Genomic DNA, 13,879 nt, shown 5'->3' with positions numbered 1-13,879 from the left:
AATTATATGGTGTTATCAATAATATCAAAAATCTGGTTTAGGTGCGTGATTTGATGGTCGGCTTTATATTTGAAGCGGCCATTACGGTTTATCAGGGCCGACCTGACCTTCATTTTTTCGGCGGTTTTAAGATCGACAATGGTATCGCCGACAAAAAGTATCCCGGAGAGCGGTTCGTTGCAATATTCCAATGCTTTCCGGACAACCGGGTCGGATGGTTTGTAAGCTTTGGTATGACTGGAAATTATTGTCCCATCGAAATATTTCAGGATATCAAACATCCGCAGTTGCTCCTCGAGAACATCGGCATCGGCATCGCTTATTAAAATAAGGCGGAGACCCTTATCTTTCAAATTTTCCAGGGTGGCCACGGTATCATCATAAAGGTGATCATTATTCATATGGTGCCAGCGGTAGATTTCCACGGTTTGATGACTCAGATCCGGTGTCCCGAATTCTTCCGCCGCCAACCGGGTCGACAGGGTTAAAAGCTCCTTGATGGAATAAAAGCGGGGGGGATTTTCATCGAGGTATATTTCCATAAAACGATCGACCATATACCTGAAAATAGGTTCGGATTGTTTCGGATCAAGCCGATCAGCGATAACCTTCAGAGTCGATTCCCCGGTTACCAGGGTGCCGCCGACATCAAAAAAAACAGTATGAATCATAGTAACAAGGCTATTTAATTTCTTTAAACAAGGTTTCGATTCTTTCTTTAATCAGGTCACGGACAGCCGCAAATTGCCGATTCCGATCTTCCGGGGATAAATAAAGCTGGTCGGGATTGGGGATATCCCAGTGGATATGCCTGACGCCGGGCGGAATGGCGGGACAGTGGTCGCGAGCCTGATTGCACAGAGTGATGACAAAATCGGTCCATTCCAGAAGTTCACCGGTCAGCAAATCCGATGTCTGATCGGAGATATCGATACCGATTTCGCGCATGGATGCAATTGCCGCCGGGTGGACACCAATCGGTGTCACACCGGCCGACTTGACCTGAAATCTCCCGTCAGCTATTTGACGGGCCAGCCCCTCACCCATCTGACTCCGGCAGGAATTTCCCGAACATACGAACAACAGGTTTATCATAAATATCCCGCAAACAAATCTTATATACGTCGGCTAATTTCCCAAGATACACATTTTTGATCTCCGAAGGAAATTTTGTCAATTAATACTGCGGTCATCGGAAACATTAGACCCGACCGGAAAAGGCGAGCAGACGAATACTGATAAATTTGATCCCCCGATCCGGATTAGTCGACCCGCCCGTGGCATTTTTTATATTTTTTCCCGGAGCCGCAGGGGCAGGGGTCATTGGGCTTAACCTTTTTGCCCTCACGCTTGAGCGGCTGGGCTTTGCCCCGCCGGGAAGCCTCAGCCATCGGGTTGGCTTCCTCGGTCTGGGTTGCCGAACCAAAACCCATCCCGACGGTGTCTTCGTGTTGAGCGGTAAGCTGTTTCTGCTGGACCTCGCGGCGGCGTTCCTCACGCGATTTCTCCGGAATATTGACCTGGAGTTTATATACCATTCCGACAATATCCTTATCGATCTGGTCAATCAACTCGGCAAAGATACGATAGGCTTCCCGCTTGTATTCGATCAATGGATCGCGTTGTCCATAGCCTCGCAGGCCGATTCCGGTCTTAAGCTGATCCATTTCATACATATGATCGCGCCAGTGGCGGTCGATGGTCATCAGGACGGCGTACCGTTCCAGCTTTCGCATGATTTCCTCGCCGTACAGCCGTTCTTTGCGTTCATAGAATGTCAGAACCGCTTTGTGGACCTGCTCGAATAGCCGCTCGTGGGTCAGGCCGGGAATATCCTCGGCGCGGAATTCGAGATTAAGGAGATAAATATTGCGCAGGTCTTCCTTGAGCGTATTCAAATCCCAGTTTTCGGCGTATTCTTTTTCGGGGCAGTGTCGATCGATGAGGGTCTGGAGAACCGACTCGATTAATTCAACAACTTCGTCCTTGATTGATTCCCGTTCCAGGGCGGCCAGGCGCCGGTCGTAAATGACCTCGCGCTGGGCATTCATGACATCATCATACTCGAGGGTATGTTTCCGGATGGAGAAGTTTTGCAGTTCGACCCGTTTCTGGGCCCGTTCGATAGCCTTGTTGACCATCGGGTGAGTGATGACTTCGCCCTCCTCGACCCCGAGACGATCCATGATTCGGCCAAGGCGGTCCGACCCGAACAGCCGCATTAAATCATCTTCGAGCGAGAGATAGAACCGTGAGGAACCGGGATCACCCTGGCGGCCGGAGCGTCCCCGTAACTGGCGGTCGATACGGCGTGATTCATGGCGCTCGGTTCCGATTATATGCAGTCCGCAGGGGACGCCATCGTGACATTTAAGCTCTTTGATCAGAGGACATATTTCCTGATTGATATCAGGGTCTTTGAGGGCGCAGTTGGGATGTTTGACTACTTTATTGCCGAGTTTGATATCGGTACCACGGCCGGCCATATTGGTGGCAATGGTCACTGAACGAGGCTGACCCGCCCCGGCCACGATTTCGGCCTCCATCCGGTGATGTTTGGCATTAAGGACATTATGAGGAACCCCTTTACGTTTGAGCATTCGGGAAAGGGTTTCGGAAACTTCGACCGAAATAGTGCCGACCAGAACCGGGCGGTTATTATTATAGCAGTCGATGATTTCATCGATAATGGCATTATATTTTTCGCGGCGAGTGCGGTAAATTTCGTCGTTGTAGTCAATCCGGCGGACCGGCTCGTTGGTCGGGATACTGATAACATCGAGCTTGTAGATATCCCAGAATTCCTGGGCCTCGGTTTCGGCGGTACCGGTCATACCGGCCAATTTGTCGTACATTCTGAAATAATTCTGCAGGGTAATGGTGGCCAGGGTCTGAGATTCACTTTCGATCTGAACATTTTCCTTGGCCTCGATAGCCTGATGCATACCATCGGAGTACCGTCGTCCCGGCATAATCCGTCCGGTAAATTCATCGACAATAAGAACTTTGCCGTCCTGAACGACATATTCGACATCTTTTTCGAAAAGCGTATAGGCCCTGAGAAGCTGGCTGATGGAGTGGACTTTTTCCGAACGCTCCGAATGCAGGCGATACATCTCATCGATCCGGCGGGTTTTCTCATCGGGGGACAGGGATTCATCACCCTCGATTTCCGAAAGGGCCTCGGTGATATCGGGGATGATGAACAGTTCCTGTTCCTCTTTTGAAAACTGGGTTCGGCCGTGATCGGTGAGATTGATGGAATGTTCCTTCTCATCAATGGCGTAGTACAGCATTTCATCGACGAGGTGTAGTTTTTTATCGCGCATATAATCGGATTCGACCCGATTGATCAGGTTAAGGAGGCCCGGTTCTTTGATCAGTTTCAGGTATTTTTTGTTCTTGGGGGCACCCTTCCGGGCGGCCAAAAGCAGTTCTCCGGCCTCGTACTGGGCCGCTCCATCATCCGATTGCAGTAATTTTTCAGCGCGGGCGATTTTCTCATTGATCAGGTTGGTCTGTTTACGGACCAGGGTATTGACAATCGGCTGCATTTCGGAGTAGCGCTTGTGGATGGCGCTTTCGACCGGTCCGGAAATAATCAACGGGGTCCGGGCCTCATCGACCAGGACCGAGTCGACCTCGTCGACAATGGCGTAATGATAACCGCGATGAACCCGGTCATCGATGGTCTGGGCCATATTATCGCGAAGGTAATCAAAACCGAACTCGTTATTGGTGCCGTAGGTGATATCCTTGAGATATTCGCTCCGGCGCTGGGAGCTGTCCATTTCATTTTGAATACAACCGACCGTCAGACCGAGGTATTCAAAAATGCGGCCCATCCACTCGCTGTCGCGTTTGGCCAGATAATCATTGACCGTCACGACATGGACACCCTCGCCGCTTAAGGCATTCAAATAAATGGGCAGGGTGGCTACCAGGGTTTTACCCTCGCCGGTGGCCATCTCGGCTATCTTTCCCTGGTGCAGGACAATACCGCCGATCAGCTGAACATCATAGGGGACCATATTCCAGTCCATCGCTTGTCCGACCACATCCCAGGTCCGACCGCACAACCGGCGGCAGGTTTCTTTGACAACGGCGAAAGCCTCCGGAAGGAGATCGTCAGTCGTTTCGCCCTCGGCCAGTCTTTTTTTGAATTCCTCGGTTTTGCCCCGGAGTTCATCTTCGGACAGGGTTTTATACTGCTCGCAGTATTCGTTGATTTGACCCACCAAAGGACGGATTTTTTTGATATCCCGTTCGTGTTTGGTGCCGAAAATTTTGGTTATTATATTCGCCATCTAATATTCCTGTCAGGTTTTATAATTGGTTAATATATGGTTTTAAGGCCGAATCATCAACCGCATTTATCTTTTACCGTTTTTTCGAAATTTGTTGCAATTTTTACGAAAAAAACGTATTTTTTAAGTCGGTGGATAAGGATTTTGACTCGGATGTCTACAGAATAATTAATTTAACCTAAAAATTATATAATATTATTCCGATATTTCTAATGTCGTGTTGTTTAACCACAAATAACAGGAGTATGTCGTAGAAGGGCATGAGGAGTAATAAGCACCCTAAAAAATCGCGTAAGGATCAGGATTCCGCCGAAATGAAGGATAAGAAACGCGAGAAGAAATCCAAACTGATTAAGGGCACCAAGTCCAGGAAAAACATGGATTGGCGGGATTTACTCATGGAGGAGGAGGATCATTCCTTGCAGGACCGTTAAGGGCATAGTAGTCCGCGGACATGGCAAGTTGTTCATCGTAAGAACCCAGGGGCAGGATATTCCCTGCGAAATTCGAGGCAAAATAAAACACCAGACCGAGGCGGCCACCCCGGTTGCGGTAGGGGATAATGTTGTCATTAGCCTCAGCCCCGATGGGACCGGGATGATCGAGGAAATCGGCCGGCGGCGGTCGATGTTTTTCCGCCCGTCTAAGGGTTCCGAGTCCAAGAAGCAGATCATTGCCGCCAACATTGATCAGCTGGCCATCGTTGCGGCGATCAGGAAACCGGACTTGAAACCCGGCCTGATTGATCGTTTTCTAATTGCGGCCCGGATAGGTAATCTGGAGCCGGTTATTATAATCAATAAAATTGACCTGGGGGGCGATCCTTTTCCGGAGGAAATGCGCATAGCCTATTTCCGACTCGGGATTCCCATCTTTTTAATTTCCGCCTTAACCGGGAAGGGAATGGACAGTCTTGAAAACATCCTGAAAGATAAAAAGACTATTTTTGCCGGTCATTCCGGTGTGGGAAAATCGACCATTCTCAACCACCTGATGCCGGGGCTTAATCTCCGGGTCTGCGAGGTTTCCGATTATTCCAACCGGGGAGTTCATACCACATCCTTAGTCGAGCTTTTCGAACTTCCCCGGGGAGGTTTTGTTGTTGACAGTCCGGGATTAAAAGTTCTTGGATTATGGGAAGTGGCCAGAGAACAGCTCGATCAATATTATCCCGAATTTATTGAACTGGCCGGACAATGCCGGTTTGTCGGTTGCAGTCATACCCATGAGCCGGGCTGTGCGGTCAAAAAGGCTGTCGACGAGGGTTTGATACCGGCTTTCCGTTACCGCAGTTATCAGACTATCTATGATTCGCTCTAAGAATTTCAAACTTGTATTTAATCCCCGGTTCATTTTAAGTTAAATTGTGTAAAGGTGTTACCGATTTATAGTATAATGAGGGAGAATAATGGCATCTAAAAATATAGAATTCAGAGTCGGCATTCTTATCATTATTGCGATTGTTATCTTTGTCGGGACAATTATCTGGATCCAGGGGTACCGGTTCGGGCAGAAAAATTATCATGTAACGGTACTTTTCGATGAGGTGGGATCGCTTTCCGATGGTGACCCGGTTATGGTTTCCGGCATCAGGATGGGTAAGGTGGTCGATCTCAGGCTGACGCCGGAGGGGGTGGAGGTCGACCTGGTTATCAATAATGATGTCATTCTCAAGGAAGACGCGATCATCACCGTCAAGAATATCGGTCTTATGGGGGAGCGGTTTCTGGCTGTCTATCCCGGTAAATCGGACATACCGTATGATCATTCCCGTCCGGTCACGGGCAGTTACGATACCGGGATTCCCGAGGTGATGGGGATGATGGGGGAGATGATAACCGAGCTTCGGAATCTGGTTTTTGCGCTGAAAAGATCGGTGGCATCCGAAGAGAACCTGGATAAATTATCCCGGACGATCGGGAATTTCGAGGATTTATCGAAATCTCTTGCCGATTACATGGATCGCAATCGTAATAAAATGGATGATATGGCGCAAAACTTTCTGGAGGCCTCGCGCAATTTGAAAATGGTGGTCAACCGCAACACCGGTCGGGTGGATTCGACCCTGGTCAGGATGGATTCGGTATCACGGCACCTGGAAACAATCACGGCCGACCTTACCTATGTTTCCCAGGCGGCCCGGGATTTCGCCGATAATCTTAACCACGGCGACGGGACTCTGCAGATGCTTATCGATGACCGCCGTTTGTACGATGATTTGCGTAAAACGGCTGATAATCTTGATGATTTAATACTGGACATAAAAGCCAATCCGAAAAAGTATATTCAATTGAAAGTGGAGTTATTCTAATGGATAAATTCAAGCTGGCCATAGGCATTCATAATCATCAGCCGGTCGGCAATTTCGATTCGGTGTTCGATGAGGCCCATAACCGGGCCTATATGCCCTTTCTTAAATTATTCGAGCAATTCACCGGTTTGCGCCTGTCGCTTCATCAATCGGGAATCCTCTGGGATTGGCAGGAGGACCGCTATCCCGCCTATTTTGATCTGGTGCAGAGCATGATTTATGATAATCGGATCGAACTCATGACGGGCGGATTTTATGAACCAATTCTGCCATCGATTCCGGACAACGACAAACTCGGACAGATTGAAATGCTGAGCCGGTATCTGGCCGGGAAATTCGGAGCTGATGTTTCCGGATTATGGTTGACCGAACGGGTTTGGGAACCACATCTGCCGAAGGTCTTGAAAATGGCGGGCGTAGAATATTTGCCGGTCGATGATACTCATTTTCTTTATGCCGGCTTCGAACCCGATCAACTCCGGGGAGTTTTTATCACCGAGGAAGAGGGCGCCACAATCAAATTGCTGCCGATTCAGAAAAAACTGCGCTATCTGATTCCTTTCGCCACGGTGGACAAGGTGATGGATGAATTGAAACGGCAGGCCGAGACGAATCCGGGCGGGCTGGCGGTTTATGCCGATGACGGCGAGAAATTCGGAGTCTGGCCGAAAACCTATCAGCACTGCTACGAAGACAAATGGCTGGAGCATTTTTTCGAGGCGCTGGCGAATAATTCCGACTGGCTGGAAGTTATCACGCTGGAAGAAGCCTCACGGACCAAACCGGTCGGCCGGGCCTATCTGCCGACCGCCTCTTACGCCGAAATGCTTCACTGGTCTCTGCCGCCGAAGGCTTTTGCCGAATACGAAGAATTCGAGGAGTGGCTCAAAAAAGAGGGCAAGCTGGAGAAATATGGACGTTATGTCCGAGGCGGACACTGGCGCGGATTTCTGGCCAAGTACGACGAAAATAACCTGATGCATAAACGAATGCTGCTGGTATCCTCGATGCTGGCCGATTATGCCGAGAAAAACCCGACTGATTACATGATGATCGACAAGATCAAACCGCATCTCTATGCCGCCCAGTGCAACTGCGCCTACTGGCATGGTGTTTTCGGAGGGCTTTACCTGGGGCATCTTCGCCAGGCGATCTATCATCATCTGATCGAGGCCGAAAAACTGCTGGCGCCGGTCTTCCGTGACGTTCAGACAAACCTTCTCGATTATGACTGCGACGGCTATGATGAGATCGTGGTGATGACCAATAAATTCACATCGATCATAAAACCATCGACCGGCGGAATGATGCTGGAACTGGACAACCGCGAAGCCTCGTTTAATATCACCGATACTTTGAAACGCCGCAAAGAAGGTTATCACTGGAAACTGACCAAAGCGCGGCTCGACGACGGAAAGAAACATGAGAGCGATACCACCGAGTCGATTCACGATCTGGTTCTGACCAAAGAATCCGGCCTGGAGAAACTGCTGGCCGAGGACTGGTATTTGAAACGCTGTTTCGTCGATCATTTCTTCCCGGCCGAGGTCGATCTGCACCGGTTTGCCTCGGGCAATTTCGGCAACGACGGCGATTTTATTCTGGAGCCCTGGACTTACGAGCGGGGCGGCAAGGCCGGGGTGGTTCGGATGAAACGTGAAGGACATCTCTGGCGCCAGGACGGAATCAAGGCCCTCAGGATAGTCAAGAGTTACTATTTCGGGGTCGATTCGGAAGTAATTTCCGTCAATTACAGCCTGACGGCAACCAATGAGGATATTAAAAACATTCGCTTCGGTGTCGAGAACAATTTCAATTTCCTGGCCGGGCACGCTCCCGACCGGTATATCCTCTTTGACGGAGAACGGATGCGTGACAGCAATCTTGATGCGGTTAATCGCAAGGCCGGCGGCCGGTCGGTGATTATCAGCGATGACTGGCTTAAAGGCGCGGTGGCACTGATGGTTGACCGGGAAGCTGAAATCTGGCAGGCTCCGATTTTCACCATCTCGCTTTCCGAGGGCGGTTTCGAGAAAGTTTACCAGGGGACTTCGCTGGTCAACCTGTTTGAAATCAATCTGAAGAAAGGACAACCCTGGGAAGTCACTTTCATGCTTTATTCCGGGAAACCGGACGGGATTCCATCGCGGATGACCGGGGAGCGGGCCCGGACGGCGATGAAAACCTGAAATATTACGGACTAAAATCCGAATTGAAAAAACCGGCCTTTTAAAACCAGGCCGGTTTTTTTGTGATGACTTTTTCGGTTCCTCCCTTGACATTCGTCAATCGGAGTTACATGATTAATTGTATGGTGCGTATTATAATAAGATTAAATATTATATTTGCGGAAGGGTGTTAATTATGAATCTTGGGGGAAAAATCGCCCTGGTCACCGGTTCCAGCCGTGGAATCGGGGCGGCCACAGCAAAAATGCTGGCCAAGCACGGCGCGGCAGTGGCAGTGAATTATGTCAACAGCAAGGAAGCCGCCGAGAATGTTGTCGCCGACATTGTGAAACATGGCGGCAAAGCTATTGCCTTCCAGGCCGATGTGCGGAAGAAAGATGAAGTCGATCAAATGCTGGCCGAAATAACCCGGGAGCTGGGGCCGATCGATATTCTGGTTCTCAATGCGGGCGCCAAGGTTCCGTTCAAACCGTTTATCGAACTGACTTACGATGAGTTTAAGAATAAGGTGCTGGGCGAACTGGACGGATTTTTCCACCCCCTCAAGGGCGTAATCCCCTCCATGATTCAGCGAAAAAAAGGAATCATTGTCGGTATCAGCAGCGGCCTTTCGCGTCATCCGGGTTACGGTTTCAGCGCGCATACGACGGCCAAATCCGGGATTGACGGGTTGATGAAATCCCTGGCTCTGGAACTGGGCCCGAAGGGGATTCGGGTCAATACGATCGCCCCGGGGTTGACCATGACCGACGCCACCTCGTGGCTTCCGCCCGAACAGATCAAACGGAGCGCCGAGACCACGCCGCTTCGACGGGTAGGCCATCCCGAGGATATCGCCGGGGCGGTTCTGATGATAGTCTCGGACGAGGCCGGTTTTATCTCCGGGGCATATATCCCGGTCAGCGGCGGAACGCAAATGCCATAGCGGATAAATTTATAAGTGCGTTAATAAAAAACGGCGGAGTTACCGCCGTTTTTATTAGAATCTGTCGAGACCTGAATTTTATTAACTTCGAGAAATGTGCAATATAAGAGGCATCCTTCACCGACTGGCTAATTTCCGATTGGACAATGAATTAACTTGCCTGATCGACCATTTTTCGTATATTTGTTTTGATTGTTTTTATTTCAACGCCGTACATGCCAAAAATTATCATGGAGGGACCCATGTCAATATTCTTCAATAAAAAATCCATCCTGTTTATCGTGGCAATAATATTTATCGTTGCTTTCAGCGGCAGTTTTGGCGCCGCTATCGTGGCTGATCATAATGCGGTGGGGGAGTTCGACAATATCCCGGATTCCGTCATACAGGAAATCACCGCCGGTTATCATATTTACTATGCCCATACCTCCCACGGTTCCCAGATCGTGACCGGAATCGATATGGTCTATGACGAAAACAGCCTGTATGAAAGCCCGTATTTTTACGAGCGCGGGGACGATCTCGGCCACACGGGCGATACCTCGTGGGCGCCGCATGCACGGTACTATCTCGACAACCACCCGGAGTGCAATATGGTCATGTTTTCATGGTGCGGCGGTTGTTCCGATAATAACGAAGAGGGAATCGCCGCTTACCTGGCCAAGATGGAAGAACTGGAAGCCGCGTACCCGGGGGCGGTGTTTATCTATATGACCGGGCATCTCGATGGTTCCGGCCCGGATGGGATTCTGTATACCAACAACAATCAGATTCGGGATTATTGCACGAGTCATGACAAAGTCCTGTTCGATTTCGCCGATATCGAAAGCTATGATCCCGACGGCAATTATTATCCCGATGAAACCGATGCCTGTTACTGGTGTTCCGACTGGTGCGCCGTGCATACCTGCCCCACCTGCGGTTCCTGCGCCCATTCGCACTGCTTCAACTGCTACCTGAAGGGCAAGGCATGGTGGTGGATGATGGCGCAGGTGGAGGGATGGAATGAACCGGGTGACAGCATACCCGAAGTGGAAACCTTCCGGCCGTCGTGCAACGATGTCGGTGTCGACACCTCGTTTTACGGATTCGGCGCCGATTTCGATCTGGCCATGGATCCGGCCACATTTACATCATCGTCGGTTGTCCTGCATTCTTCCCTGACCGGGAGATTATCCGGGACGATTAACTATTATGCGGCCGGGAACAGAGTGGAATTCGAAAGAAGCGGGGACTTTATTCCGGGTGAAAAGCTGACGGCTTTGTTGACCGATGATATTCATTCCGATCAGGGGGGAGCCCTGCCGCAGGATTATCTCTGGTCATTTTGTATTTCCCCGGGCGGCGGAACCGGCTCCTTTGTCCGCGATACCCTGTATGCAGGGTGGACTCCGGCCGACATTTATACCGGAGATTTTGATAATGATGGTGATATTGATATCGCCGGGACGGGGTTTTATCAATCGAGCAATGTCTCCCTGATGATAAATGACGGTAATGGCGGTTTCACTCCCGGAGTGACCCTGACCGCCTCCGGCGGTCCGGAGACGATTACGGCCGGGGATTTCGATAATGACGGTGATCTTGATCTGGTGATTGCCAATGTGACGGCAGGGAATGTGGCCGTATTTATGAACAACGGCGATGCCACTTTCGCGTTACCGGTGTACTATATCGTCTGTGAGAATCCCCATTCGGTTCACACGGGAGATTTCAATGGTGACGGCCGGCCGGATCTGGTGACCGGGAGTTTTTATGATGAAGCTGAAGATTTTGCGGTAATCCTAAACAATGGCGACGGCACATTTAGCGCGGCGGCCGTATACGAAGTCGATAAATATCCATTAAGTATCGCCGTCAGTGATCTTGATAATGATCATGATCTTGACCTGGCGGTGGTGCTCAATTACGATAGTTACATCGCGATTTATACCAATGACGGTGATGGATATTTCACCTCCTCCATAATTCTGAATCCGGGAACGCTTCCAGGGAGTATAGTTTCATTCGATCTCAATGGCGACGGCTACAATGATATTGCGGCCGGCACCGGAAACAGTGTGGTGATTTTTATCAATGACGGCATGGGAGATTTTTCGACCCCGGTGAATTATGCTGTAAGCTGTGGTTCAAAGACACTTGTCGGCGGCGATTTCGATGCCGACGGCGATATCGATCTGGCTTCCGGCTCGACCTGTCCCGGTGACTGGAATCATATTTCGGTCCTTCTGAATGACGGTGACGGGACTTTTGAGGCATACTCCGATTATGGAGATTGCGGCGCGATAGAGAAATTATGCACGGCCGATTTTGATAACGATGGCGATCTCGATCTGGCCAATGCCGATTTCGGGGCCGGATTTATGATGTATTTGAATCATCTCTGCGGCGACGCCAACGGCAGTGGAGCGGTGAATATGCTCGATGCCACTTTCCTGATCAGTTATCTGTACCGGAATGGGGAGGTGCCCGATCCCTATTGGAGCGGTGACTGCAATTATTCGGGAGCTGTTAATATTCTTGATGTCACCTATCTCATCAATTACATGTATCGGGATGGCCCGAAGCCGATTTGCCCGTAATTGAACCGGTTATTCGGGACGCATTATGATTATTTTACCAGCAGGCTTTGGTCGCGAATAATCCGGAACAGGGTTTCGGCGATCAGGCGGTGCCCCTCGGGGTTCGGGTGACAGTGATCGAAAAAGAGGAACTCGTTGCCGCGGTCACGGAAAATGATGGGCAGATCAATAACCGTGACACCGGGTGAATTCCCTGCGCTGTCAATCATGGTCAAGTACGATCGCTTAATCCTGAGAGAGAGATAATCAGCCTGAAGGGCCGAATCGAGATAGATAAAGGCTCCTGAAAGAGAGTCTTTTTCGGGATTTAGGAAGACCGAATCCTCCAGCAAGCAGATACCGATATTATAAAGGAAAGGCGAACCGGCCGCGAGGGTGTTATAATTGATGGTATCTTTTTTCTCTTTAATATAAAGATGCCGGGCGTTTTTCAGGCAGCAGACAGCGATATTGCTTTGACCGCTCTCCCAAAGGGAAACACCCAGATTGTTAATGGCGATCGGATCATCGGGAAAAAGCCTGGTCTGATTGGAATAAAAACGGACAGCCTGTCCGGCGGTCAGGGTGTCGATAAAAGCCGATGCAAATACATTTCGAGTGAAAACATCTCCGGCACCGTACAACCGGCTGATTTTATCCCGGTTGAGACAGTATTTGATTTTGCGGCCGAGAATATCGATCAGGGTGCCTGGGAAAATAAGTTCACCGCATTCCCCGGTTTCATGAGCCAATGCTTTGAACTGCAGTCCGGCCGGCCACAGGAGCGGTACCGGCGGTTTGAGAATAATCAGAGGAATACCATGATCGCGGCATTGTGAAGCGATATTATCCAGGTTGATTTTGAATCGTTCGGGATCGACTCGCACGGTCAGTCCGACAGAGCATGGAGGTTTCCCGGGTACCAGAAAGCCGCGCAGGATACGATATACGGCCAGATGGGCCAATGCTTTTCTCAGGGATATCAACTTCTGGCTTTCAAGCAACTGAAAATCATCGGATGGCCCGGAGATCGAAGCATCGTTATTACCGCAATACAAAATAACCAGGTCGGGATCATAATTCCACCCTCTCAATTCCAGGAAGCGGGCGAGCTGTTCGCTGGTATAGCCGGAAACAGCGGCATTAATCAACTCTATTTGTTTATTGCCATGAAATTCCAATTGAAGGAGGTACTGCAATATTTCGCCGAAAGCCTGCCGCCGGGTACCAAGTCCCAGACCGACCGGGGAGGAGTCACCCAGAAGGAGCAGTCGGATAGTCCCGGGGGCTTTTTGAGGGGCTATTTCGGGTCCGATCAAATGATCGGAATTGGTTTGGATGAGGGGATTATCGAGTCCGGCTTTAAATCGCCATAGCAGATCGGGATCATTTTCATGCCAATCCAGAAAAGTCCTGAAAAAGCCGGCCTGCCAGCCCTGCAGAGATACATTTTGCTTCGGTTTAATATAGTTCGATTCGAAAAGTCGGGCGGCCATTTCCAGGATAGTCACCGCCGCCATAAAGACCAGCAGGCTGAATATGATTTTGCGTTTCACAACCGTAATTTATCTATGATACCGTTTGAA

The 13,879-nt window shown here is 49.9% G+C and carries 10 protein-coding genes; 6 read left to right on the top strand and 4 right to left on the bottom strand.

Annotated features, from left to right (window positions below; all coding sequences use genetic code 11):
• Positions 1-2: 2 nt before the first annotated feature.
• The 3 genes from JXQ28_03955 to secA all read right to left on the bottom strand — a co-directional run bounded on the left by JXQ28_03955 (position 3) and on the right by secA (position 4,307).
• On the bottom strand, positions 3-671 hold the full coding sequence (locus JXQ28_03955; protein ID MBN2276884.1) for an HAD-IA family hydrolase: 669 nt from the start codon (positions 669-671) through the stop codon (positions 3-5).
• A gap of 10 nt (positions 672-681) precedes the next feature.
• Positions 682-1,095 (bottom strand): arsenate reductase ArsC, encoded by a 414-nt coding sequence (locus JXQ28_03950; GenBank protein ID MBN2276883.1) that lies wholly within the window; start codon positions 1,093-1,095, stop codon positions 682-684.
• A gap of 167 nt (positions 1,096-1,262) precedes the next feature.
• On the bottom strand, positions 1,263-4,307 hold the full coding sequence (gene secA / locus JXQ28_03945; GenBank protein MBN2276882.1) for a preprotein translocase subunit SecA: 3,045 nt from the start codon (positions 4,305-4,307) through the stop codon (positions 1,263-1,265).
• A gap of 260 nt (positions 4,308-4,567) precedes the next feature.
• On the opposite strand from secA, the gene JXQ28_03940 reads away from it, so the two are divergent.
• The 6 genes from JXQ28_03940 to JXQ28_03915 all read left to right on the top strand — a co-directional run bounded on the left by JXQ28_03940 (position 4,568) and on the right by JXQ28_03915 (position 12,314).
• The gene (locus JXQ28_03940; protein ID MBN2276881.1) at positions 4,568-4,741 is read left to right on the top strand and encodes a hypothetical protein; all 174 of its coding nucleotides are present in this window, start codon (positions 4,568-4,570) and stop codon (positions 4,739-4,741) included.
• A gap of 28 nt (positions 4,742-4,769) precedes the next feature.
• Entirely contained in the window at positions 4,770-5,627 is an 858-nt protein-coding gene (gene rsgA / locus JXQ28_03935; protein MBN2276880.1) for a ribosome small subunit-dependent GTPase A, read from the top strand.
• Between the two features lie 88 nt (positions 5,628-5,715).
• Positions 5,716-6,618: an MCE family protein gene (locus tag JXQ28_03930; protein MBN2276879.1), complete on the top strand. Its 903-nt coding sequence runs from the start codon at positions 5,716-5,718 to the stop codon at positions 6,616-6,618.
• Entirely contained in the window at positions 6,618-8,807 is a 2,190-nt protein-coding gene (locus JXQ28_03925) for a DUF1926 domain-containing protein (protein ID MBN2276878.1), read from the top strand. The genes JXQ28_03930 and JXQ28_03925 overlap by 1 nt, the downstream gene beginning before the upstream one ends.
• Positions 8,808-8,982: 175 nt before the next feature.
• Positions 8,983-9,732 carry an SDR family oxidoreductase gene (locus JXQ28_03920; protein ID MBN2276877.1) on the top strand — a complete coding sequence of 250 codons (750 nt, stop codon included), beginning with the start codon at positions 8,983-8,985 and terminating at the stop codon, positions 9,730-9,732.
• Positions 9,733-9,974: 242 nt separating this feature from the next.
• The gene (locus JXQ28_03915) at positions 9,975-12,314 is read left to right on the top strand and encodes a VCBS repeat-containing protein (protein ID MBN2276876.1); all 2,340 of its coding nucleotides are present in this window, start codon (positions 9,975-9,977) and stop codon (positions 12,312-12,314) included.
• Between the two features lie 29 nt (positions 12,315-12,343).
• On the opposite strand, the gene JXQ28_03910 is transcribed toward JXQ28_03915, so the two are convergent.
• Positions 12,344-13,849: an SGNH/GDSL hydrolase family protein gene (locus JXQ28_03910; protein MBN2276875.1), complete on the bottom strand. Its 1,506-nt coding sequence runs from the start codon at positions 13,847-13,849 to the stop codon at positions 12,344-12,346.
• Between the last annotated feature and the right edge of the window lie 30 nt (positions 13,850-13,879).

This window comes from Candidatus Zixiibacteriota bacterium (assembly GCA_016933955.1).
Taxonomy (GTDB): Bacteria; Zixibacteria; MSB-5A5; order GN15; family PGXB01; genus JAFGTT01.
Note: the sequence above shows the minus strand (reverse complement) of the source record. Positions and strands in the feature narration are given on the sequence as shown.

Coding starts and splice junctions, on each gene's coding strand:
- JXQ28_03955 (MBN2276884.1), bottom strand. CDS start 671: ATGATTCATACTGTTTTTTTTGATGTCGGCGGCACCCTGGTAACCGGG.
- JXQ28_03915 (MBN2276876.1), top strand. CDS start 9,975: ATGTCAATATTCTTCAATAAAAAATCCATCCTGTTTATCGTGGCAATA.
- JXQ28_03940 (MBN2276881.1), top strand. CDS start 4,568: ATGAGGAGTAATAAGCACCCTAAAAAATCGCGTAAGGATCAGGATTCC.
- secA (MBN2276882.1), bottom strand. CDS start 4,307: ATGGCGAATATAATAACCAAAATTTTCGGCACCAAACACGAACGGGAT.
- JXQ28_03920 (MBN2276877.1), top strand. CDS start 8,983: ATGAATCTTGGGGGAAAAATCGCCCTGGTCACCGGTTCCAGCCGTGGA.
- JXQ28_03930 (MBN2276879.1), top strand. CDS start 5,716: ATGGCATCTAAAAATATAGAATTCAGAGTCGGCATTCTTATCATTATT.
- JXQ28_03950 (MBN2276883.1), bottom strand. CDS start 1,095: ATGATAAACCTGTTGTTCGTATGTTCGGGAAATTCCTGCCGGAGTCAG.
- JXQ28_03925 (MBN2276878.1), top strand. CDS start 6,618: ATGGATAAATTCAAGCTGGCCATAGGCATTCATAATCATCAGCCGGTC.